This window comes from Candidatus Nitronauta litoralis, from assembly GCA_015698285.1.
GTDB lineage: Bacteria > Nitrospinota > Nitrospinia > Nitrospinales > Nitrospinaceae > Nitronauta > Nitronauta litoralis.
On record CP048685.1, the window covers coordinates 3,289,221 to 3,312,273 of the forward strand.

Consider the following 23,053-nt stretch of genomic DNA (forward strand, 5'->3'; position numbering starts at 1 on the left):
ATGAGGCCCATGAGTTCTATCCTGGTGGTCGACAACGAAAAGAACATTTGTGAAGTTCTCTCCATAATGCTCGAGAAAGAGGGCTACTCTGTCCGGACAGCTCGAAATGGTATTGAGGCCGTCAAACTCCTCAGAGAAAAAGATTTTGATGCCATTCTTACCGATATCCAAATGCCCAGATCGAATGGTCTGGACGTTTTGGATGCCGTCACCCGTGAACGCCCCCAAACTCCTGTAATCATGATGACCGCTTTTGCTTCCGCTGAAACGGCAGTGCATGCTATGAAACAGGGAGCATTCGACTATGTGTCCAAACCGTTTAAAAATGAAGAATTAAAGCTGATCCTCAAAAATGCTGTTGAGAAAAAACGCCTTGCAGACGAAAACATTCAACTGAAACTGGCATTAAAGGAAAAATACGAATTCGCAAACATTATTGGGAAAAGCCAGGGGATGCAGAAGGTTTTCCATTACATCTCCAAAGTGGCCACGAGCAATGCAACCGTACTTATTCTTGGAGAGAGTGGGACCGGAAAAGAACTGGTCGCCAAAGCTTTGCACTTCAACAGCCCACGCAGAGAGGGCCCCTTTATATCGATCAATTGTGGGGCCGTTCCGGAAGCGTTGCTGGAAAGTGAGTTGTTCGGGCATGAAAAAGGTGCGTTTACCAGTGCTGATAGTACCAAAGTTGGTTTGATGGAGGCGGCCAGTGGGGGTACCTTTTTTCTGGATGAGGTTGGAGAAGCTCCCTTATCCATCCAGGTAAAATTATTAAGGGTTCTCCAGGAAATGGAGATTGTCCGTGTTGGTGGAACTCATCCTATCAAAGTAGATCTCAGAATTGTTGCGGCGACAAACCAGAATCTCGAATCCAATGTAAAAGACAAAACTTTTCGAGAAGACCTTTATTATCGTTTGAAAGTTGTTCCGATAGAGTTACCACCGCTACGCTCCAGACCTGAAGATATTCCTTTCCTCGCGAATCATTTTTTTCAAAAATTTATCAGTCAACACAAGGGAGGAGAGAAAATAGAGGGTATTGATTCGGAAGCAATGAAAGTCCTGGAGAATTATTCCTGGCCAGGAAATGTTAGAGAATTGGAAAATGTAATTGAGCGCGCCGTTGTTTTGGAAACTTCAAACCTGATCACTAAATCAAGCCTGCCTGATGATATTACCGGAACTCAAACCGTACCAATAGGAGCGGTTCCTCATATAGAAACAGATGGACCTATCGATCTAGAAACAACTATGGATGAAATTGAAAAAAGCATGTTGCTAAAGGCTCTAAGTAAATCAGACGGTATGATTAACAAGGCAGCTAAAATGCTTAATTTGAGTTTTCGTTCCATGCGGTACCGAGTCAAGAAACACCAGCTAAAAGGAAAAGTTCAGATTGATGAATAAACCCTTTAAAAAACTAAAGCCGGTCATTTTATCTCGGCCTTCATTGTTTCTGGTGATTTGCCTTTTATTATCGGGATCTGTGAATGCTGATGAAAACACCTCGACAACCGCTTCACCTTCCACGGGCTCAGCTGTTAAATCTGCTAATGACTCTTTAAGCGAATCCAATTTTGAAACAGGAAAAGTAAAAACTGATATTATTCCGGGATTACCGCCTTTACGAAAATTGAAAAAGGAAAGCTCTCATTTTTCAACTGTGAAATCGGGGGAGAATTCCATTGCTGTAAAGAAGCCTGTTTTGAAAGAATTGAGTAATCCGGGCGATCTCTTTTTGCAGGCGGAGAATTATTACCACTCAGGTGATTTGTCTGATGCACAATTAAATTACAATGATTTTCTGAAATTTCACCCGAATGATCCTCGGATTCCCCAGGCTATATATCGGCTAGGTACAATAGATTTTGCGCGCCAATCCTACGTATCTTCTCTCCGATTAATGGATTTTCTTGTATTTAACCATTCCAGTTCATCCTTTGCGAAAAGAGGACTGTCAGTTAAAGGGAAATGCTTATTTGAATTGAAGCGATTCAATGAAGCCGAAGCAGTATTTGATCGGGTCTTAAAGGACAATCCGGATGGAGCCTTGCGTTGGGAAGCATTGGTTTTTCTTGGAAAAATTAACGCAAAAAAAGCCGACTATAAAGAATCTTTGGAAAGGCTTCTGGAAATTGAAGGGAAGGAGCTGGATGAAGATCTAAAAGAGGAGGCGCATCAGCAGATCGAGGCCCTTATCAAAGAAGGTCTGGACAAAGGCCAACTTGTAGAATTATCTCGCCAGTATTTAAGGCAATACCCAGGGGACCTGGCTCTTCTCCGATTAATGGATTATTACCGGGCGGAGCGTGATTCTGGAAGTTATCAGATTGTACTTGAGGACTTTATTTCCCGCTTCCCGACCCATCCAAAGATAGAGTTTTTTCGTAGGGTACAAAAGAGGCAGAAAAAGGATTCCCGGAGGGTAATTCGAATCGGAGCGGTGCTTCCACTTTCCGGCGAACGTGCTCTTGTCGGGCAAAAGGTTTTACAGGGGATTCAATTGGCATTTAATCAATTATCCCTGGTTGAAAAAGAAAAAATGGAATTAGTGGTTCGAGACTCGGGGATAGGCCGTGATGTTAATAAAATGATTGAAGAACTGGCAGAAGACCCCAACGTGGTAGGTATTATCGGCCCTATTTTAAGCGGTGAAGTAAGAGAATCTGCAAAAACCCTGGAACAATATCAATTGGCGGCATTTACACCAACAGCTTCATCTCCAGGGCTAACCGAGTTAAGCCCAAATATTTTTCGCAATGCGTTGACTCGAGGTATCCAAGCCCGATTCCTCGCTGAACACGCAATAAATGATATGGGGCTTTATCGATTTGTCATTCTTTATCCCGACGAAAACTTTGGGCATCAACTTCGAGATGAGTTTACGGAACATGTGAAAGCTCTAGGAGGAACGATTGTTGAAAGCCTTTCTTATGATCGCAGCCAAAGCGATTTTAAGGAGCAGATATTGAAAATTGGTGGTGTCCCCGATGATAAGCTAAAGAAAATAATTATGCGGCACCTTAAAAATGGGACGAGGCCAAAGGACCTTAATGACAAAGGAGTATTTTCCAGACCGGTTGTTGAAGGAGGAGTCTTCGATGAGGATGAGATCGAAGGGTTGAAGGTCTCAATGGAACTAAACTATGACGCTATATTCATCCCTGGTTTGTATGACAAGGTTGGGTTGATTGCCCCGCAATTGGTTTTTTATAATATCGAGCAAGTCCAGTTGTTGGGAACCAATGGATGGAATTCCCGAGAGTTGGTGGATCAGGCCAGAAAATATCTGGGGTCAGCTTTGTTTGTAGATGGTTATTTTTCGAATTCCCGTTTGCCACATGTGCAAAAATTCAAGAAGGAATTTTTCACCACGTTCGGGGAAGAGCCGCCAGCGCTTTCAGCCCAGGCTTATGACAGTGCGAGAATCTTCATTAAGCTCATTCGGGAGAATGCTCAAAACCGGATTGAGATTTTGAAACGCCTTCCCAAGATTAAAGATTTTCCCGGTGTTGCTGGGACCACTACGATATTGCCATCGGGTGAATCAGAAAAGAAACTGTCACGGTTACGCGTACGCGGTCACCGAATAGAAGAAGTAGAATGATTTTATTTTGATAGCGGTATAACTCTAGAATGTATTCTGCGACATTGGATCCAATTCGCTTTTTCCCTTTTCAGGTGGATTGTCTTTAAGGAAAACCTCGAATTTTGATGAAGGTGAATCAAACTCTGCCGAACTTCCTGTTTCAGGATCAATTTTTATATACATCACATCATCGGGGACTGGAAAATCCATTATGGGCTTTCCGTTCATAGCTTTCTTCATGTAATCCAGCCAAATAGGAATGGCAGCCCTCGAGCCTGTTTCGTTCTGTCCCAGCGGCTCGTCTTTATCTTTTCCAACCCAGACTCCTGTTACCATTTCAGGGGTATATCCCATGAACCAGGCGTCTACAAAGTTATTGGTTGTGCCAGTTTTTCCAGCCACAGGACGGCCCAGGGCTTTTACTTTAGTAGCGGTTCCGTGTTGCACTACACTTTGAAGCAAACTTGTAATCAGATAAGCCATGCCTGGGGAGATAACCTGAATTTCAGAAGGTGTTGCCCGGTATATGACCTCATCGTCCCGGTTTATGATATGGCGGACGGAAGTGGGCTCCACCTTCTTTCCTCCATTAGCAAAAATAGAATAAGCAGACACCAGTTCATAAAGGGTTAGACCGGAAGAACCCAGGGCGATAGACAGGTTTTCTGACATAGGGCTTTTAATCCCCATCTGTCTGGCAAGGTCAATTGCTTTTTGAACTCCTGTGTTTTGCAGGAGTTTAATAGTGACGACATTGCGCGAATGGGTTAAAGCCGTTCTAATGGAAGTAGGACCATAAAACTTCTCTTCAAAATTTACGGGTTTCCATTTATCAAAGGTATCTTCCTTTTCATTAAAAATGACTGGTGCATCGATGATAATGCTAGCAGGGGTATACCCCTCCTGGAGTGCTGCGGTATAAATAATGGGTTTAAACGCAGAGCCGGGTTGTCGGATGGCCTGAATTGCCCGGTTAAACTGGCTTTCCTGAAAATCGTATCCTCCGACCATTGAAAGGATCTGACCCGTTAGTGGGTTTAAGCTGATCAACCCTCCCTGGACTTCCGGTGTTTGTTCCAAGGCAAGAGCCCAATCACCATCCTGATTCTGGTTAAGCAATCGAACCTGAACGAGGTCTCCGGGTTTTAAAGCCTGATGTGCATTCTTGATGCGCGCCCATCGTCCGTCAAGACGGATATTGGGTTTGCGCGCCCAATTCATTTTTTCAAGGGCAATCGAACCCTCAGCGAAACCTAGGTCCACATCCACTTCTTTAGGGAACACCTGAAGAACTACCGCGTGAACGAGATCCCCACTTTCAGGAATGTGACCTTCCTTGAATTTGTTGTACTGATCAAGCGAATTCATGATGGCTTCGCGGCCCCCATCCAGATCCACAGAGCTGATCGGTCCTCGGTAGCCATAACGCTTGTCAGCCTCCAGCAAACCCTTTTGAACAGCGGCAGTTGCTATTTCCTGGTATGGGAGATTTAAGGTGGTGTAGACATTCAGCCCATCCCGATAAAGTTTATTGGACCCATAATTCTCCTGCAGAAACTGCCGGATATGTTCAACAAAATAGGGGGCCTTGTTCAGCATGTTGGTGATCTCACCCAATTGAAGCGGCGCTTTTAAAGCTGCCTCTCTTTCTTCAGGGGTGATGTTTTCCATGATCACCATTCTCTTTAAAACATGAGTCCGGCGCTTGAGGGATTTCTCAGGATAACGGTACGGAGAATAGTTATTTGGTGCTTTTGGAAGAGCTGCGAGGGCCGCACATTGCACAAGGGTCAGGTCTTTTACACTTTTTCCAAAATAAGTCCTTGCTGCTGCTTCGACACCATAACTGCCATGTCCGTAGTAAATATTATTGAGGTACATTTCAAGGATTTCATCTTTGGAAAAAACCAGTTCCATCCGGACCGATAAAATCGCCTCTCTGATTTTTCTTTCGAGACTTCGCTCGCTGGAAAGAAAAAGAGTTTTGGAAAGCTGCTGGGTGATGGTGCTGCCTCCCTCAACCACATGACCAGCCTGTATATTGGTTAGAAAAGCTCTGAAAATGGCTTTGGGATCTATTCCAAAGTGAGAGTAAAAATTGGAATCTTCAACGGCGAGTGTAGCCTGCTTTAATAGTTTTGGTATTGTTTTTAAGGGAACGATGATCCGCTTTTCAATATAAAACTCGGCAATCAGATCATCCTGATCCGAGTAAACCCGAGTGATTGTACTGGGTTGGTATTCTTTCAGGGATCGCACATCTGGTAAATCCTGGGAGTAATAGAAGAAAATGAAACCAGCTCCAACAAAACCAGCAAATAGAACCAGAAGAAAAAGTGAAAGAAAAGAAACCAGCATTAATTTTTTGAAACCGGGTTTTTTCTTTTTTTTCTTTTTCAGTTTTCTTCGGAAAGTTACGGGAGGTTGATTGTCCAGGATTCGACTCATGTAAGAGGGGTTGTAAGGCTGAATTTAACTTTGAGTGGTCAAGCCTGGTTTTCTTCAAGCTCTATCAAAGCTGCCCAGGTGTTTATATCTGTTCGGTCGGGAGCTAATTCATCGCGGATGGCATAAAACTTTTCCCATTTTTCCGGGGTGTCGGGTTGTTTGGTCAACAAGGCCTGGTTGGCTTTTTCTATTTCATTCTCGGGTGCATTCTTAAGGTGATCTTGAAACCAGGATGAAAGCTCTTCATCAGAAAGTTTTTCTGCCAGATCCCCAAATTTTCCAGCATCAAGCTTCAGGCAGCCCAGAATAATCTTATCCATCGGGCAGGGATACATAAACTCTCCAAGGGTACCAACCCTTGCTGCACGTGCTTTATCTGCCATTCTGGGAATCCAGACCATACCTGCCCAAGAATCCCTGGGTTGGCGGGGATTCCTTATATTTAGATCGAGTACTTCCTGCATGATGATCAGACTTCTGAAAGGCGAACCCGTGACAAGTTCTTATAAAGGGGTGATCTTTTAATTGCAAGCGTGCCTTCCTTGCCAATACGTGAGCGGAAAAGGTCGAGGGTAGTCAGGTTTGTCAGCGTTTCTGAATTGGCGATGTGACGAGCACCTTCTTCTCCGATGTCATTAAATTTGAGGATCAATGAATCCAGATTTCCCAGATGCGGTGAAACTGCAATGGCCCGGGTTCCCACTGAAGTCAGTTTATTGGACTTTAAATTCAGTGATTTTAGGTTAGACACGTAAGGAGAGTTTACAAGAGCTTCAACTCCAGTATCCGTGATTTCATTGTCGCCAAGTTCGAGGCGTTTGATATCCTTGAGAATTTCCATTTGAGCAAGCTGATGAACCCCGTCATCACCCAGGTTATTATTCTCAAGATCCAGAACCTCATTTTCATGCAGACCTCTTTGAACCAAGTCTTCAACGTTAGCCATTCACGGAACTCCCAAAGGTTTGCCAATACACTAGTAAAAGCTAAGTGTATTGAATTTTAAGCCCTCAATCAACCCTCAAGACCTGATTCTCATTGTTCCAAGCGGTTATTTCCGGGTTTAAATTGAATTGAACTGACCATTGCATAGGCGGGTTCATTTTAGGCATAATAGAAGAAGGTGGTAATCAGTAAAGGTATGAAGCAACCTATTTAACCTTTTCATTTTTGGGGGATTTAATTATGAAACGTTTGACGATTTTATTTCTGGCATTGAGTCTGTGGGTCATTCCGGGTACAGTTTTGGCGAGTGAAGGGCCCATGAAATTGCCCTCAGGATCCAATTCAGATGCGAATATGCACAATGAAGAAGGGATCAAACATTTTGGCATGGGGCACTTTGATGTTGCATTGAAGCATTTTGAGGAAGCCGCAGCCGCTGATAAGTCTATTGGTGAAGTTCATTTTAATGAAGCCGTTGCTCTTGATAAAATGGGCCGGCATGCAGAAGCGACCATGCATTTTAAAGCCGCAAAAAAGAATGCCAATGGCAATGAGAAAATTATCAATTCTCCGATTCTTAATGCCCATATTGGCCACTGACCTTTTTAAATCAAAAATTTATCCGGCCCCTGCTAGAAAAGCGGGGCCGGATTTTTTTTAGGAAACATGGTTGCCAAGGCAGTTTGTGCTATAATTTCCTTAGTTTAGAAAAAATCTACAACTCTTGGAGAATACGCGATGATGGGGATTGGTTTCCCGGAATTGATGGTAATTCTGGTCATTATCATGATTATATTTGGCGCAGGTAAACTGCCTCAAATTGGATCGGCTTTTGGGCAGAGTATCCGTAATTTTAAAACCTCTATGAAAGAGGCCGAAGAACTGGATAAAACTGAGTCCAAGGAAGCTGCTCCTGTAGAAACTGAAAATGCTACCGTGGTTCAAGACAGCTCGGTGTCCGATGGGGCTGCTTTACCACCAAGCGCCGGAATACCCAAAACACCAACTGCACCCCCTGCACCCCAGCCAGTCGCAAACTCAACTCCTGCCCAGGCTGCTCCAAAAGCTCAACCAGCAAACGCACAGAAAAGCACCAAGCCATCCTCCAAAAAGAAAAAAGCAGATCCAGGGGAAAAATCGTTTGAAGAAGAATTGATTGAACAGGCGATAAAAGAGATCAAGGACAAGCGCGTGGGCACCATCCGCACGCCGCACGACGGACTGGTTCAGCAGGGAGATGTTTTCACCAAATCAGTCGATAAAACCCCTTGGCATATGAAAGGCCGCGATAAAGGGGTCAATCGGGATGTTATGTAGCAGGCCTTCTTTAATTTGAAGCTGGCCGTGACCTGAATATTGCTCCGCCGCCCAGAGCCAAACCTAATCCCACCCATAAAAGTTCCTTTATTCTTCTGACAAATGAAACCGCCAGGCCCAGGTCTGCTGTAAACCCAATAGAAGAAAATATCAGAATCAGGCCACCTTCCTGCGCTCCCAGGCTAAGTGGAATAAAAAAACTGCAAACCCTGATAAGCTGGGACACAGCTTCCATTATCCAGAGATCGAAAAACTGGACGTCGGCCCCTAAAAAATAAAGAGTGACGTATAGCTCGCCCAGTCCGATGATCCATCCTGCCAGAGCATACAATACAGAGGTGCCGAGTCGATCAGCATGATTCTGATAGTAGGAAGACATCAGTTCATCCAGATCTTTCATCTGGTTCAGGAAATCGCTGCCTTTTAGAGAAGGGAAGGGCTTGGTGAGCCAACCGGTAACGCGTCCAAGGCTGCCACGGGCCTGGAACAGAAAGAATAGAAAAATACAGATGGTGAATATAACCAGCAAAACCGAACTTATGATTTTGAATTGACCCGTAGCAGTGTCGGATAAAATCAAAATGATGATTCCCGGGATCATGAATCCGATTAGTGCTCCCAGGAAGGTTGTGCGGGCTACGACTTGAGAGGCGATACCCTGTTTGAAAGTTAAACCGTGCTGGACCTTTATGAGTTGGGCTTTTAAGGGCTCTCCTCCAACCGTTCCGAAAGGCGTGATGATATTAAAGGCCTCTCCGATTTGCCTTATTTTCCAGAGGTTCCACAAAGAGAGTTTTTCGGCTTCAGCGGGTTTAAACGCGTATTGCCAGGAAATGGTGTCGACCCAGGTTACAATACTATAGATCGCCAGCACCCAGAAAAGGCCCCAACCCAGTTGAGTTATCAGGCCGAGTACACTTTTTATATCCACCGCGAGAATTGCCCAGACGAAAAGTCCTAACCCAAGGGCCAGAAAAAGAAATTTTACGAGTATTTTGGGCATGGGGTTAGGAGTAGAAAACTCCAGGTGGCCCTGCAGGGATTGTTAATCGGGAGATTAAAGGAAAAGAACTGAATTCACTTGATTCCAGTTTTATACGGATCAGGGCTTTGTTGCGAGAAGGGTATTATCGATCGCACTCCCCACCGATCATGTTTATCATGTCGAAGGTGGGAATGATGTCTGCCAGCATGGAGCCTTTACAGATTTCTTCCATTGCCGCTGTCATTGTGAAACAAGGAGGACGGACACGGCATTTGTAGGGTTTGCCACCGCCATCGCTGACAAGATAGAAACCGAGCTCACCGTTGGCGGCCTCGGTGGGCATGTAAACTTCACCAACAGGTGGTTTCAAGCCTTCGATCGTCATTTTGAAATGGGCGATCATCTCTTCCATCCGCGAATACACATCCTGCTTGGAAGGTTGACGCATATATGGATTGTCAACATTGATGGGACCATCGGGCATGTCCTTCATAGCCTGCTTGATCATTTTAAAGCTCTGTTTAATCTCTTCCATTCTCACCAGATAGCGATCAAAATTGTCTCCTACAGTACCGATTGGTACGTCCCAATCCAGTTTGTCATAGACAAGATAGGGGTGGGCTTTACGGACATCATAATCAACTCCACCCGCTCTTAGACAGGGACCCGTGAACCCGAAAGACAGCATACTTTCCTTGGAAAGGATTCCCGTATCGCGCATTCGGTCAAGAAAGATGCGATTTTTGGTGAGCAGTTTGTCTACATCGTCATATAGAGCATCCAGTTTCGGGTAGCGGGCCTCAAGTTCTTCATTGAAATTGTCCGGAAGGTCGCACATTAAGCCTCCGATCCGAACGTAGTTGGATGTGAGCCGAGCCCCACAAACCATTTCGAGAAGATCCCACACAATCTCACGGGTTTCCACAAAGTAAATAAAAGCTGTTAACGCCCCAAGTTCCAGAGCAGCTGCAGCGATATTGGTGTAGTGATCGGCGATACGGGACAACTCATTCATGACTACACGAATGTAATCGCAGCGCTCAGTCGTTTCAATTCCCAGCAACTTTTCAACAGCTACCGCGTAACCGATATTGTTCATGATAGCGGAACAGTAGTTCAAACGATCCGTGTAAGGGAACACGTTTGTCCAGGTCACGCTTTCACACATCTTCTCGAACCCGCGATGAAGATAGCCGACTTCCACGATCATATCGACCACGGTTTCGCCGTCCAGAGTGAGGAGAAATTTAACTGTTCCATGGGTCGCCGGATGGGACGGACCCATGTTAAGAGTCATGTGGTCTGTATGCAGGTTTTCTTTTAAATCGGACATTGCAGGCTCTTTGGGGTGACGTTACAGTTTTTGGATTTGGGGAACCTTCACCCCACCTTGGAAATTTTTACAGCGACCAGACCTTCGTGGCCGTTTCGCATTTTATTGACCGGGACATCGGTCCAGTTTTTTGGGACATAAACAACACCAGGGGTGGAACGGCTGCTGACCATCACCGCAACTTCCACGGAATCGGTGTCCGATTCTACTTGGATACGGTCTCCGTCATTCAAGTTGAGGTTTTTTGCATCCTCGCGGTTTATTTCAGCTATGCACTCGGGCCCAATATCCACTAATGCTTTTGCATAATGGGTGTAGCCCCCAATATGGAACATATGGTTATTAGTGATCAGTTTAAACGGAAAGCTCTCATTAGCTTCTGGCTCCACCCATTCATTAACAAGTGAAAAGCCTGATTTATTGCCTTGTTTCTCTGGTTGCCACTGTTTGGATTTCCTCCCGGGGAACATTCCCTGGTAGGCAGGCGCAACTTTTTCAATTTCATCCTGCACTTCCTTGACATCGAAAGTGGGGAAAGGCTTGCCGCAGGCTTCTGCAATGTCTGAGAATATTTCAAAATCAGGCCGGGACTGTCCTTCAGGTAAAACCGCAGCTTGAACCCTTTGAACGTGCCGCGACATATTCGTGAACGTCCCGTCCTTTTCTGCAGCTGATGTTGTCGGTAGAACCAAGTCTGCCAATTGACAGGTTTCCGTCCAATAGAGATCCTGGACCACCATGAATGGAACCGTCTTCAATGCATCGATAACGGGGGCACTCTTATAAAAAGATCGGACCGGATCCTCACCTGCGATATATAGCAATTTCAGGTGACCGTGCGAACAATTGTTCCATAAGTCGGCAACCAGGTTTTCCTGATCCGGTTTGAATTCTGTAATATTCCAGGTTTGCTTGATCCGATTTAGGGCTTCGGCATCATTTACCTGGGCAGCACCTGGAAGATGATCGGGAGTACACCCCATATCCTGAACACCCTGGCTGTTAGCGTGTTCACGTGGTGGGTAAATACTGACACTGCCTTCAGCTCCGTGGTGTACCAGTAAGGAGAGGTTTAGCAGAGTGTCGAGTATGGAATCGCCTTGTCCTGTTTCCAGAATATCGTTTCCAATCAGGATGGCCCTGTCTGCAGTCCGCCCAAACCTTTCTGCTGCCCGGACGAGAACGGAGTCGCTGACTCCAGTGAGGTTTTCTGTCGCTTCTGCTGTATAGGGTGCGAGGGATTTAACGAGATCGTCGTAATTGGGAACCGCACCTTTTACTTTGTCGGTGTCTATGATGTTGTTGTCAATTAATATCCGGGCAAGACGGGAGGCCACCGCAAGATCGGCTCCGGCTTTGTAGGTCATCCGGATATCTACTTTTGCCTCGTTATTAAAGACTACGCGACGTGGGTTGGCAATCAGGATATCGGTGCCCGTGTAGATGGCTCCCTTCCTGATGGAGTTCCCGGCAACCGGGTATTCGGATGGAATGTCTGAATTAAAGATCAGGACAGCGTCGGCATTTTCCAGTTCGGTGATTGGCTTTGACACGATTCCATTTTCGAAGCATTTATCCTGAAAACGGTTGATGTAGGGTGCCCGAAGGTGTTGCAGGTTGGTCACCTGGTTTGATCCATGAATTCCGCGGAAAAGTTTTTGGAAAAGATAGGCCTCTTCATTGGTCAGGTTTTCCCCTGCAAGTCCGGCGATACTCGTCGGACCGCTGCGATTGACCTGGGTGTTCATACGTTCGGCAATCATTTCTATTGCCTCGGACCAGGATATTTCCTTGAAATCTCCGCCCACATTCATCATTGGGGTTTGAATGCGTTTTTCATTCTGGACAATGCCGTGTCCAAAGCGGCCCTTGGCGCACAAGTTGCCTTCGTTGATTCCAAGATCAAAAGTTTCATCGCCCTCAATCCGGATCAATTTACCTTTTTTGGTTTCCAGTTTCACCGTACAACCCCATGAACAGAAACTGCAGGTTGAATGGGTTTCGGTGAACATGGCAGCCAGCCCGCGTGCTTCTGACGTCAGGTCCATCAAAGCACCCGTTGGGCACACCGTGATGCACTGGCCGCAGAATTCGCAATCAAGCGGTTCTTCATTAGCGGTACCGATCATGATCTGATAACCACGCTTGTGATAGTCCAGTGCCTGCACGCCTTGAATTTCGTCGCAGATACGAACACACATGCCACACATGATGCAGCGGTTCAGATAAAACTCGATGATCGGGTTGGTCTTGATACTGGGTTCGTTGCGTCGTTTGATTTCAAACCGGCCGTTATACAGTTTCAATGCATCGGTATTGTCCTGAAGAGGACAAACACCGGACTTGTCACATATGGGACAGTCCAGGGGATGCTCAACCAACAGCATCTCGAGGCAGGCGCCATTGTAGCGGTTGGTTTCCTCGGTATCGGTGAAGATTTCCATACCCTCAGACACCGGGTGAGTGCATGAGTAGACCAGCTTTTTCTCGCCTTCCTCGCGAACATCAACCATGCAGGTACGGCAGGCGGCGAAAGGTTTGAGTTTGGGATTGGAGCACAGGTTGGTGATGAAATGACCCGCCCGCTTGGCCGCATCAAGGATGACGGTGCCTTCAGGTGCGGACATATCCTGTCCGTTATATTTAAAGTTAATCGTTTGTTTTACGACTGTGCTCATCTTGGAAGCTCACTCCAGTGCTTGGATTTATAGAGAGTAGTTGTCAGTGACATCCGAGTAGGTTTTTTCGGGGTCAATGTTGCCGTGGGTATCATCTCCGATGATTGCCATGGGTGCTGCACCGCAGTTACCGAGACATGAGGCGAACTCCAGGGTGAACAGTTTCGATGGGTCGGTTTCGCCCTTACCCATATTGAATCTTTCTTTCAACTTGTCGGCAATAATAGGAGCCCCTTTTACGAAACAGGCGGTACCGTAACAAAGCTTGAAGATATATTTTCCAGGCTCTTCTGTTCGGTATTGAGGGTAGAAGGAAATGACACCGTAGAGCTCCGCTTTTGACAGGTTCAATTCTTCTCTGAGAATTTCCATCATTTCAGGCGGGAGGAAACGGTACTCGTTCTGCAACTTGGTCATTATCGGGATGAGATAGCGCCGCGATTTCTCCGGAAAGCTGTCGAGAATTTCGTAGAACGCAGTCATGCAAATCTTTTTCTCTTCCGGAGCTTCCTGTGTTGCTTCAGCAGTGTCGGTAGCTTCTGTCATAATCTTTTTGTCTCGGATTGGATTATTAAGGAGCTGGGGACGTTACCCGGCTTCTAAAGACTTCAAATCAGGCCCAATATAGCAGAGGCCTGAGAAAAAACAGAAGTATATCTGCGGGGTTTTAGGTAGTCAACTCAAATCTGGACGTCCGGATGGAATAACTGGTTATTTTATAAGGGGTCGGCGGTTTTAAGGGGTACGGAAAGGGCAAAGAACGGCCATTCCCAGAGGGGTATAGTAGGGCAGTTGGATACGAGATTTAAAATAGAGTCTGAATTACCCGGAATCCTTCAATGGCTTTATTGCTATTGATTGAGTGGAATCAGGAGTTAGACTGAGTATCGGAGAATGGATCTTAAGGGTATGGAGACGAATTTGAAACAGGAAGGTCAAAATAAAGACTACATAGCTTATGCAGTTTCGGGTCTTGCCGGCTTCCTGATTTGCTATCTTATCCTGATCGATTCTGGAAAAAAGGAAGTCTGGGATAATTCTATTTACTACCCGATTGGTATTCCTGTGATGTGCCTGTTAATTGCAGGCCTCAGTTACTTTGCGCCTGTAAAAGCCTGGCGCTGGTCACTAGCTATGGCTTTGGGGCAGACATCGGCCATGTGGATAGCCGGAGGGTCGATGAACCTCTGGCCAATTTCGATAATTATGATGATAGTGATGTCCCTTCCGCAATTTATTACCGGGTTTTTAGTGAGTCAGTTTTTGTCCCAAAAGCAGTAGAGGAGGGGGGCAAGATTTTAACGGTTAATTATTTCCCGGATAAATCCGGTTGCATGGCGGGAATCTGGATTTCCGGCTGAGGTTGTTCCTCAAATTTTGGTTTTAAGCGTCTCGTTTTTTTTGGTCGTGGAAATGCTTCCCGCGTGGCAGCCACGGTGGGCCTTGATTGCAGGGTTTGAATTTCTTCCAATTGACTGAGAGCACCGGTATTACCGGGTTCTAGATTCAAAACATTTTCGTAAGACTGACGCGCCTCTGTATAACGCCCCATCTGCTGGTAAACCCAACCCAACGTAAAATGCCCGGACGTGTTATCCGGATGCAACAGGACTTCTTCACGTGCCGTTTCCTGTGCTTCCAGAAAGCGTTTCTTTTCACCTAAAGCCCAGGCAAGGCTGACCCGTGCTTTAGGATGTGTCGGGTCAAGCTGGATTGCTTTTCGATAGGAAAGAATGGCTTCTTCATAGCGTCCAAGCAGGTCAAAGAGCAGTCCTCTCCTGAAATAGGCCTTTGCGTTTTTAGGGTCGAGTTTGATTACTTTGTCATAAGTCTTTAGAGCCGGAATAGGGTGGTTCGCCAGGGTATGGGTGCGTGCAAGGTTTAACTGGAAATCCAGGTTTCCGGGTTTCAACCAGGCGGCATGCCTCCAGGCTTGTATAGCTTCCGGGTATTGTTTCAAACCTTCATAGGATCTACCTAGCACTGCCCAGGGGGAAGGATCTTTAAGATAGCCTGGTTGCGACTTTATCAAGGGGCCTATGGCTTGTTCATACCTTTTAAGTTCAGCAAAACTTTTCCCCAGCAAAAACTGGGCTTCGAAATTTCCCGGTTCAATCCGGACCGCCTCTTCAAGGTATTGAATGGCTTCCTGAGATCTGTTCAGCTTGCCCAATGCAATGCCCAGGTCTTTTTTTGAATTTGAATGTTCCGGCAGAAGTTCGATAGATTTTTTTAAGGGTTCCAGGGCTTCCGGAAACCTTCCTGATTTAACAAGTGCACTTCCCAGATAGTAATGGGCCCACCCCAGGCCTGGATCAGCTTTGATCGCTTGTTTAAGGGGATGAATAGCCTTCTTGTATTGCTCAAGGAGTACATAAGACCGCCCAAGAGTTTCTAGAGAGCGTGCTTTCCCCGGCTGGAGCTTTAAACCCTTTTTAAGTGATTCGATGACACGTTCAAGATCGCCCAGTTCAAGGTAGACATCTGCCAGAAGAAAATGGCCTTCACCGTCTTTGGGGTCGATGCGAACCATTTCCCTGTATGCTTTGGCGGCAGATTTGAACCGCTTCAAACTGGCATAAAGAGTCCCCATACGTCGCCAGGCTTCCAGGTGGTCTGGGTTGATTTTGATAACGGCCTTGTAATTCCTCAGGGAGTCCCGGGGACGATTGATCATTTCGTAAATATCGCCTAGTGCAAGATAGGCGCGGCTATGTCTGGGATTCAGACGAACGGTGTTTTCAAAGTTGGTGATGGCGTCTTCAAACTTCCTGACTTCCATAAACTCGATACCCAGCATATAAAAAGCTTCCGGGTCCTTGAAGCGAAGTAAGGTCAGCTTCCGGAACGGATCAACAGCCTCCTGATGCCGACCCAGGTCACGATAGGCTTTTCCAAGATATTCAAGCGCCTGGTCGTCGTTTGGGTAGTAACGCAGTGCCTCTCTTAAGGGACCGATTGCCATTCTCGGGTTACCAATTTTCACCTGTACACGTCCTATGCCGCTATAAGAAGGCCCGTAGTTGCGGTTGATATCAAGCGCTTCCCCATAAGCGTCGATGGCCTTTTCAAAATCGAGGATGGTTTCATAACTTTCGCCCATGGCGAAATAGGCTTCGATATCGAGGGGGTTCAACTGGACTGTGGTTTTAAATTCTTTTAAAGCCTCCTTGGGACGCTTCAAGACTTGATAAACCTGTCCCAGAGCGAAATGGGCAACAGCCATTTTGGGATTCAATTCGAGAGCCGTCAGGAGGGGTTCAATGGCTTTTGAATAACGCTTTAGAAAGAAATAAGAGCGTCCCAAACCATATTGAGCTTCCGGGTATAAGGGATCCAGATGGACCGCATCTAGGTAGTATTTAGCGGCATCTTCAAATCTTTGTAACTGGAGATAACTTCCTCCAATGCCATGATAGGCTCCCGGAAACAGGGGCTCTGTGTCGAGCGATAACTGGTACTCAGCAATGGCTTTTTCATAGAGGCCCATCTGCTGGTACAACCGGCCCAACCCAAAGTGTGCCCGGTAATTCCTGGGGTCGTCATGGATCGCCTGGAGATAATCTTCTATGGTGCCGCGGAATTGGTTCTTGCCCGACTGCAAGTTAAATTTTTCGGATAGCCGGGGTTCAGGAAGCAGGGGAAGTCTATCCAGCACCTGGCCCCGCACCGGAGTATGAAAAAGAATAATTGTGAGCAGCGGTATGCTTGCAACCCTGCCGAAGTTTTTATAGATCCAAAATTTATAGCAAAACATGCTTTGCTTATCGGTTGTAAAGCCTAAAAAGACAAGGGGCTTAAAAAATGAAATTTGATTGGTTTAGCCCGATTTAGAATGATCTGGCTTTAACTAAAAACCCCAACTAACAGCTTTACTTATGACATTAGGGAGTAGAATTTAAGTATTTGAAAAATATAAGTTAGTTTTTAGTTTTTTTTTAATTCAATGGTTTTCCACTATGAAAGTTCCAGCCGGAGCCGGGTCCCAGGTTCAAAATATTGTTGTAAGCCGTGATCGTGGCCCCGTCCTGAATGCCGGCAATCAATTCTCCTGTTGCTGGAACGTGAAAGAGAAAGTCGGCTTTTCCATCGTTGTTGTAGTGTCCGGAATTTACAAGGTCCCAACCAGCCTGCAACCCCCCCGGAACATAAATTGATTGGAACACCAAACCATCCATTACGAGGACTCCTAGCGCACCGGAGGTATGAAGAATAAGAACATCGGTTTTACCATCACCCGTGTAATCTGCAGTGTCTTTATATGTCCAGCCGGTAGCAGGATCCAGGGAGAGAATAGGGGTGGTGGCAACGGGTGTGGACCCATCCATTTCAATCACCGAAGCTTCCCCGGTTACCGAGTTGGTTATGAAAAGATCGGTTTTTCCATCGCCAGTAAAATCGACGGCATCTTTAAGGCTCCAGTTATTGGCTTCGTCAATAATAGTCACTGTTTCAAATGAAGAAAAGACGCCTCCATTCAAATAGGCCAGCGCTGTAAAACCACTGGATGGTTGGTAAAAAATGATTTCTGCCAGACCATCGTCGTTGAAATCTCCAACTCCCCGAGGTTCCAGTCCATGAACCGGATCCATAAATAAAACCACCGTATCTGTGATTACGCTGGAGCCATTCATGGTGACAACGCGATAATCTCCGGTCGTGGTATTGGCGAGCAAGATATCAGCATTGTTATCGCCGTTAAAATCCGAGGTGGAATGTACAGACCAGCCTTGAGTAGGGTCAGCCTGAAGCAGGAAGTCAAACGTTTGAGGAACAGAATTTTGCAGGATGCTGCCAACAAGAATTCCTGTGTCATGCACCATGAGCAGATCTGAATCCTGATCGTTGTCAAAGTCGTTGATTGTTTCAGAAGTTGTAACGGGTAGCACTGTGAGGGTTACATCGCGAGTCGTGTTGCCGTTTCCATTGGTTGTGTTGGTGATCGTGAGGGTATCGTTATACACTCCATCACCAAGTCCGTTTGCTGTAGCGTTGATCGTCACGGTTACGTTTACGCTGTTGCCGGGGGCAAGGGTGCCCGATGCATTGCTTAAATCAATCCAGGATTCCGTTTTGGTAACTGTGTAGTCGATCGGAGTTCCACCTGAGTTGCTGATTCCGTAAACCATGGAACCGGGGTTGAAAGGGCCACCGACTTCTCCATTCGAAAAAAAGTCGTCAGTTGTGGAAAGGGCAATTTCGCCAGGAGCAATTCCGCCGAAATCAACTGTCATGACAGTAGATGATGAGGAAATATTGGTCAAAGCCACATTCGATGTAGCCCCATTATTCAGCTTGCTGTTTGGAGTGGAGGTATCGTTAAAGGTTGTTCCATTTCCCTGATACCAGAGGTCCGTTGCTGAACCCCGACTGCTACCCATTTGGGTTCCATCTCCTTCTTCCAGATCAACAAGCCGGTTTGAATCATTCCTGTTTGTAGATTGAGAATCGTCAATATGCCAGATGGCCACACCACCAAAATTGGTACCCAGCCAACGTTGGAGCCCAAGGTCATATCCTACAGGTTGACGGTTTTCAGCCAGAAAATACTGAGTGGATACAGAAGTTGAAGCTTTTCGCACAGAGTTGGCTGAATTGGCAGCGGGGTCTCCGGATGCGGTTAACGCCTCCACGCTGATTCCCTCGGTTTCATCGGCCCAGTCCAGTTTCAATTTTGTCCAGGCGGTAGGGAGAACAGGGGATTCTCCAGAATGAGATTGACCGTTGGCCCGGCCCCAGCTGCCTCCCCCCATAACACCAAAAGCTCCGATACCGCTGGAGGAGCCGTCCGTGTCGTACAAGTCTGGCAACCCGAATATCAAGTGGCCCAATTCGTGAACCATGATGCCCATGGTTGCCTGGTGCTGGTTACTGGAGTTGCTTTGATGAATTTCCCCGAACTGGGCATAACCCCCAGAAAACCCACCAACGGAAACGCCATCCACAGTGGGTGCGCCACCAGCGAGAAATCCGATTCCCCACTTGTGCCCCCAGACACTGGGTGTGTAGTTTGCACTGTATGCTCTTTCGAATCCGGCGACCACGATGACTATAGCGAGCTCTTCAGAGCTGAGAACATTATTGCCATCAGTGTCATATGAAGCATAGTCGATGAAAGGATCGGCTGCGATGATTGCATTCCGTGTGATGACCTGATTGGCCGTACCGGTACTGTTGGCTGTATTGGGATGAGGGTAACCCAGGTTAACCCATCCAATGACTCCATTATTGTTGACTCCTGAGGTTTCTGTGGCAGGTACAAGGTTTGCCTTTCCATAGGAGGCTTCGCTGAAATAGTCGGCGATATTATTGGAAACAAAATTTCCCCAGGTGGACTCTCCATAAGTGCCGGCGCGATCGGAAAATTCTGCCAGAATAAAGAGGACGGGTCCGGTGAAGTTGCCTGTTGGTGCATGGGGTCCTTCTCCATGAGAGTGCTCTGGTGATCCCAAACGATTATGTGCGTCGCTTGGGATACGTGGCTGGGTATTGCGAAGTCCCTGGGAAAGGCCCGGTGCCGGAGCCTGATCTGCACGGGTATTTCCCAACACCGCAGTATTTCCCTCGAACCGCAACACATGACGCCAGGTTCCATCTTGATCCTGATCAATAGTGAACCCCGATTGTGTTTCCGCCCTGTTGTTCCATTCGTCTCCAATAAGGTGACCGGTGAAGACACTTCCATCAGGTTGGATAAATTCGATATCATCCGGATTAGCGGGAACAGCAAATGAAAAAGAGGGAATTAGAAGGTTTAAAAAAAGTGCGCTCAGAAGAAAATGAATTGAACGATTCATAAAGGGCATCCAGGGAAATTGGGTTCGAAATTATCGGCCACAACTTTGCATTGAAAGTAAGTATACAAGTACTACGACAAAATTTTGCAACACAATTTTTGATCCAGTTTCAGACGATTAACGGTGGGATAAACTGTGATTACTGTAGTATTTAAAGGTTAAATTTGAAGTTTAAAAACAATTTAAAATGTTTCATCCCTTTGCAGGTTGGAGTTGGTATTTCACTACCGCTTTGTTGTGATCTGTGAGATTGGTAGAAAACTGATGACTACCATCCTGGCGGGAAACAAAAAAGAGGGCCTTGGATATGGCGGGGTTGAGTGCAGCAATTACCGAACTTTCTCCAGGGCTGGCAATGGGGCCGGGTGGAAGGCCTTTATAGACATAGGTGTTGTAAGGAGAGTCAATGGATAAGTCTTTTTTCCGGATATTGCCGTCGAACCCGGTCAGGGCATAGATGACAGTGGGGTCTGTTTGCAGCAGCATTTTGCGTTTCAACCGATTATGAAATACTGATGATATTAACGGCCGCTCTTTGGGTAACCCTGTTTCTTTTTCAATCAGGGAAGCCAGGGTAATGACCTCGTGGAATGTCATGTCTAAGCTTTTTGCCTGCTCAATGTATTTCGATTTAAACAGACGTTTTTCGAAGTTACTGAGCATGGTCCGTACAATTTCTTTTTCTCCTGATTGACGACGAAATTGGTAAGTGTCTGGGAACAGATAACCCTCAAGGTCTGCAGTGGGAATTTTTAATCGTTTTAAAAGCTCCGGATCCTGGGTGGCTTCTATAAAACGGTTTCGATTGGCCAGGCCGGCTGCGGCAAACAGATCGGCTATTTCAAGAATTCGGAATCCCTCAGGAATGGTGATCGTATGGGCTACTGTTTCCCCGGAAGTCAGTTTATTCAGAATGACCTCTGGTTTAAGGGAAGGGGATAATAAGTATTCTCCGGCCTGAATATCCCTCTGCTTGCCTTTGAGGTAGGTATAAATTCGAAACGTGGTGCTATTAGCGATTATTTTTTTGGTGGTGAGGAGGTTTGCTACCTGGGTCAGGGACATCCCGGGTTCTACATTGATCATCACTTCCGCCTTATTATTGCTTGCCGCCTGATTTACGTAAACAAGAAAAACAGATCCAAAGGTAAGACTCACTAAAGTGAGCACGACGGCTGTGAGTGTCAAGATGGGTTTCAGGTTACGCATGGAACCTCTTCATCCAAGCCCCGGTCAGGCGGTTTGCGAGATTGCCTTCAGTTCTTTTAAAAAAAAGTTGTTTTCGTCCCGGGTTCCAATCGTGACCCGCAGGCAATTTTTTAACCTTGGATGGGCTCCGAGGTCTCGGATCAATATCCCACGTTTTGCAAGTTCGTTGAACACATCTCTTGAACTTTTCTCAGTCTGAAATAAAATAAAATTAGCATCCGATTTGTATGAGGTCACCCCCTCGATTTCGGAAAGGCTTTGGCGAATCCGTTCACGCTCTTCAATAATTTCATTTATTTGTTCCTTCACAAGTTCAAACTGGGAAAGAACGATATCAGAGAATTCCTGTGAAAGCATATTGGAATTATAAGGTAGTCTTATTTTGTCAATTTCCTGAATAATCTCCGGGGTAGCAATTCCATATCCTACCCGCAAACCCGCCAGTCCAATTTTGGACAAACTTCTTAGCACAATCAGGTTGTTGTGGTTCGAAAGCTGTTCAATAAATGATAAACGGGCAAAATCATAATAAGCTTCATCCAATACAACGATTCCATCAAACTCTTCAATTACTTTCTGGATTTCATTTTTATTGAAACAGTTCCCGGTAGGATTGTTGGGGTAGCTGAAAAATATCAGGCGTACTTTCTGGTCGCGGATAGAATCCAGAAATGGTTTTGCTTCCAGGTCCCAATGCTCATTTAAAGAATAAGGGATAGGGCGAACTCCCAGTCCTTTCGCGATGATGTTGTACATCGCAAAAGTAGGATCTGGAATGGCCAGAGCGTCGCCGGGATCGCAAAATATCTGAATAAGAATCTGGATGAGTTCATCGGAACCGTTTCCGATGGTCAACTGGTTGTGGTTGATGTTGAGCTGTCGTGCCAGAGTCTTTTTTAAATCAGCGCAATCCGGGTCCGGGTAGCGGTTTAAATCAAGTTCTCTCAGCCGGTTGCCAAACTGCTCAACCACTGCAGGAGGTAAGGAGTGTGAGTTTTCATTGGCGTGCAACTTTATTTCCGCGTCATAGTTGTCCACGTGATAGGCCTTAAGGGCTTTGACGCGTTCACATACTTTTGTCTGAAGATCAATCCGCGCCATTAGTTGGTTTCCTGGGAGTTGAAAATTGAAAGTATCTCGTCGCTTTTCGGACGGAACCGGGTTGTTTTGAATCTTTCTGATTGAAGAATATTATTAAGGACCGAAACAGTTTCGTTCACCTCATTATTGGTGACGATGTAATCGAATAGTTTGTATTGGGCAATTTCACTTTTGGCAGTTTCGAGACGTTTCTGGATTTTTTCCGGTGATTCGGTGCCTCTGCCCACCAGGCGTTTTTCCAGTTCTGAAAGTGAAGGTGGAAGTATCAATACAAATATTCCATCGAAATTCTGTTCACGCAAAGACGTCACACCCTGAACATCAAGTTCCATTAACAGGTCGTATCCCTGCTGCAGGTTTTGCTCGATCTGATTCCGCCGGGTCCCATAGTGATCTGTATGGACTTGTGCCCACTCCAGATAATCTCCATTTTTTATTCCATTTTGAAAAGTGTCTTCTGAAATAAAGTGATAGTGGATACCGTCTTTTTCACCTTCACGAGGTTGGCGCGTGGTATCGGAAATCTTGAATCGCAGGTCAGGTATCTGTTCACGCAACTTCCCACAAACCGTGGTTTTACCAGTACCGGAGGGAGCGGATACAATGAGTGCCAAACCTTGATTAGGGGAGGGGGAAGACATTTGTAAAGCC

The 23,053-nt window shown here is 46.1% G+C and carries 17 protein-coding genes; 5 read left to right on the forward strand and 12 right to left on the reverse strand.

All coding sequences use genetic code 11. The annotated features are described in order from the left end of the window. Together G3M70_14995 and G3M70_15000 are read left to right on the forward strand one after the other, a co-directional pair. On the forward strand, positions 1-1,407 hold the full coding sequence (locus G3M70_14995; GenBank protein QPJ63110.1) for a sigma-54-dependent Fis family transcriptional regulator: 1,407 nt from the start codon (positions 1-3) through the stop codon (positions 1,405-1,407). Beyond that, positions 1,400-3,607: an ABC transporter substrate-binding protein gene (locus tag G3M70_15000; GenBank protein ID QPJ63111.1), complete on the forward strand. Its 2,208-nt coding sequence runs from the start codon at positions 1,400-1,402 to the stop codon at positions 3,605-3,607. Before G3M70_14995 ends, G3M70_15000 begins: the two co-directional genes overlap by 8 nt. Positions 3,608-3,631: 24 nt before the next feature. On the opposite strand, the gene G3M70_15005 is transcribed toward G3M70_15000, so the two are convergent. Genes G3M70_15005 through G3M70_15015 form a run of 3 tightly spaced genes read right to left on the reverse strand, consistent with a single transcriptional unit; the run spans position 3,632 to position 6,983 of the window. Further along, a complete protein-coding gene (locus G3M70_15005) occupies positions 3,632-6,037 on the reverse strand; it encodes a PBP1A family penicillin-binding protein (GenBank protein QPJ63112.1) in 2,406 nt (801 codons plus the stop codon). A 38-nt stretch (positions 6,038-6,075) separates the two neighbouring features. Continuing rightward, positions 6,076-6,501 carry a DUF5069 domain-containing protein gene (locus tag G3M70_15010; protein QPJ63113.1) on the reverse strand — a complete coding sequence of 142 codons (426 nt, stop codon included), beginning with the start codon at positions 6,499-6,501 and terminating at the stop codon, positions 6,076-6,078. A gap of 5 nt (positions 6,502-6,506) precedes the next feature. Beyond that, complete coding sequence (locus G3M70_15015) at positions 6,507-6,983, reverse strand: hypothetical protein (GenBank protein ID QPJ63114.1); 477 nt, start codon at positions 6,981-6,983, stop codon at positions 6,507-6,509. Positions 6,984-7,222: 239 nt separating this feature from the next. Between G3M70_15015 and G3M70_15020 the strand changes: the two genes are divergently transcribed. Together G3M70_15020 and tatA are read left to right on the forward strand one after the other, a co-directional pair. Next, a complete protein-coding gene (locus G3M70_15020) occupies positions 7,223-7,582 on the forward strand; it encodes a hypothetical protein (GenBank protein QPJ63115.1) in 360 nt (119 codons plus the stop codon). A 138-nt stretch (positions 7,583-7,720) separates the two neighbouring features. After that, positions 7,721-8,299: a twin-arginine translocase TatA/TatE family subunit gene (gene tatA, locus G3M70_15025; GenBank protein ID QPJ63116.1), complete on the forward strand. Its 579-nt coding sequence runs from the start codon at positions 7,721-7,723 to the stop codon at positions 8,297-8,299. Between the two features lie 10 nt (positions 8,300-8,309). Here tatA and G3M70_15030 read toward each other — a convergent pair whose 3' ends face one another. The 4 genes from G3M70_15030 to G3M70_15045 form a co-directional block, all read right to left on the reverse strand. After that, positions 8,310-9,302 (reverse strand): flippase-like domain-containing protein, encoded by a 993-nt coding sequence (locus G3M70_15030; protein QPJ63117.1) that lies wholly within the window; start codon positions 9,300-9,302, stop codon positions 8,310-8,312. Positions 9,303-9,426: 124 nt separating this feature from the next. Next, positions 9,427-10,617 carry an NADH-quinone oxidoreductase subunit D gene (locus tag G3M70_15035; protein ID QPJ63118.1) on the reverse strand — a complete coding sequence of 397 codons (1,191 nt, stop codon included), beginning with the start codon at positions 10,615-10,617 and terminating at the stop codon, positions 9,427-9,429. Between the two features lie 47 nt (positions 10,618-10,664). Further along, positions 10,665-13,295: a molybdopterin-dependent oxidoreductase gene (locus tag G3M70_15040; GenBank protein ID QPJ63119.1), complete on the reverse strand. Its 2,631-nt coding sequence runs from the start codon at positions 13,293-13,295 to the stop codon at positions 10,665-10,667. Positions 13,296-13,322: 27 nt separating this feature from the next. Then, positions 13,323-13,841 carry an NAD(P)H-dependent oxidoreductase subunit E gene (locus G3M70_15045; GenBank protein QPJ63120.1) on the reverse strand — a complete coding sequence of 173 codons (519 nt, stop codon included), beginning with the start codon at positions 13,839-13,841 and terminating at the stop codon, positions 13,323-13,325. Positions 13,842-14,216: 375 nt separating this feature from the next. Between G3M70_15045 and G3M70_15050 the strand changes: the two genes are divergently transcribed. Beyond that, complete coding sequence (locus G3M70_15050) at positions 14,217-14,576, forward strand: hypothetical protein (protein QPJ63121.1); 360 nt, start codon at positions 14,217-14,219, stop codon at positions 14,574-14,576. A gap of 28 nt (positions 14,577-14,604) precedes the next feature. Here G3M70_15050 and G3M70_15055 read toward each other — a convergent pair whose 3' ends face one another. The 5 genes from G3M70_15055 to gmk form a co-directional block, all read right to left on the reverse strand. After that, on the reverse strand, positions 14,605-16,953 hold the full coding sequence (locus tag G3M70_15055) for a tetratricopeptide repeat protein (protein ID QPJ63122.1): 2,349 nt from the start codon (positions 16,951-16,953) through the stop codon (positions 14,605-14,607). A 280-nt stretch (positions 16,954-17,233) separates the two neighbouring features. Next, on the reverse strand, positions 17,234-20,092 hold the full coding sequence (locus G3M70_15060) for a M6 family metalloprotease domain-containing protein (GenBank protein ID QPJ63123.1): 2,859 nt from the start codon (positions 20,090-20,092) through the stop codon (positions 17,234-17,236). A 192-nt stretch (positions 20,093-20,284) separates the two neighbouring features. Next, positions 20,285-21,301, reverse strand: a complete 1,017-nt coding sequence (mltG, locus tag G3M70_15065; protein ID QPJ63124.1) for an endolytic transglycosylase MltG — start codon at positions 21,299-21,301, stop codon at positions 20,285-20,287. Positions 21,302-21,325: 24 nt separating this feature from the next. Beyond that, on the reverse strand, positions 21,326-22,402 hold the full coding sequence (hisC, locus tag G3M70_15070; protein ID QPJ63125.1) for a histidinol-phosphate transaminase: 1,077 nt from the start codon (positions 22,400-22,402) through the stop codon (positions 21,326-21,328). Continuing rightward, positions 22,402-23,043 (reverse strand): guanylate kinase, encoded by a 642-nt coding sequence (gmk, locus tag G3M70_15075; protein ID QPJ63126.1) that lies wholly within the window; start codon positions 23,041-23,043, stop codon positions 22,402-22,404. The genes hisC and gmk overlap by 1 nt, the downstream gene beginning before the upstream one ends. Between the last annotated feature and the right edge of the window lie 10 nt (positions 23,044-23,053).

Excerpts from the sequence above, each read along its gene's own strand:
- G3M70_14995 (QPJ63110.1), top strand. The coding sequence starts at position 1 with ATGAGGCCCATGAGTTCTATCCTGGTGGTCGACAACGAAAAGAACATT.
- G3M70_15000 (QPJ63111.1), top strand. The coding sequence starts at position 1,400 with ATGAATAAACCCTTTAAAAAACTAAAGCCGGTCATTTTATCTCGGCCT.
- G3M70_15005 (QPJ63112.1), bottom strand. The coding sequence starts at position 6,037 with ATGAGTCGAATCCTGGACAATCAACCTCCCGTAACTTTCCGAAGAAAA.
- G3M70_15010 (QPJ63113.1), bottom strand. The coding sequence starts at position 6,501 with ATGCAGGAAGTACTCGATCTAAATATAAGGAATCCCCGCCAACCCAGG.
- G3M70_15015 (QPJ63114.1), bottom strand. The coding sequence starts at position 6,983 with ATGGCTAACGTTGAAGACTTGGTTCAAAGAGGTCTGCATGAAAATGAG.
- G3M70_15020 (QPJ63115.1), top strand. The coding sequence starts at position 7,223 with ATGAAACGTTTGACGATTTTATTTCTGGCATTGAGTCTGTGGGTCATT.
- tatA (QPJ63116.1), top strand. The coding sequence starts at position 7,721 with ATGATGGGGATTGGTTTCCCGGAATTGATGGTAATTCTGGTCATTATC.
- G3M70_15030 (QPJ63117.1), bottom strand. The coding sequence starts at position 9,302 with ATGCCCAAAATACTCGTAAAATTTCTTTTTCTGGCCCTTGGGTTAGGA.
- G3M70_15035 (QPJ63118.1), bottom strand. The coding sequence starts at position 10,617 with ATGTCCGATTTAAAAGAAAACCTGCATACAGACCACATGACTCTTAAC.
- G3M70_15040 (QPJ63119.1), bottom strand. The coding sequence starts at position 13,295 with ATGAGCACAGTCGTAAAACAAACGATTAACTTTAAATATAACGGACAG.
- G3M70_15045 (QPJ63120.1), bottom strand. The coding sequence starts at position 13,841 with ATGACAGAAGCTACCGACACTGCTGAAGCAACACAGGAAGCTCCGGAA.
- G3M70_15060 (QPJ63123.1), bottom strand. The coding sequence starts at position 20,092 with ATGAATCGTTCAATTCATTTTCTTCTGAGCGCACTTTTTTTAAACCTT.
- mltG (QPJ63124.1), bottom strand. The coding sequence starts at position 21,301 with ATGCGTAACCTGAAACCCATCTTGACACTCACAGCCGTCGTGCTCACT.
- hisC (QPJ63125.1), bottom strand. The coding sequence starts at position 22,402 with ATGGCGCGGATTGATCTTCAGACAAAAGTATGTGAACGCGTCAAAGCC.
- gmk (QPJ63126.1), bottom strand. The coding sequence starts at position 23,043 with ATGTCTTCCCCCTCCCCTAATCAAGGTTTGGCACTCATTGTATCCGCT.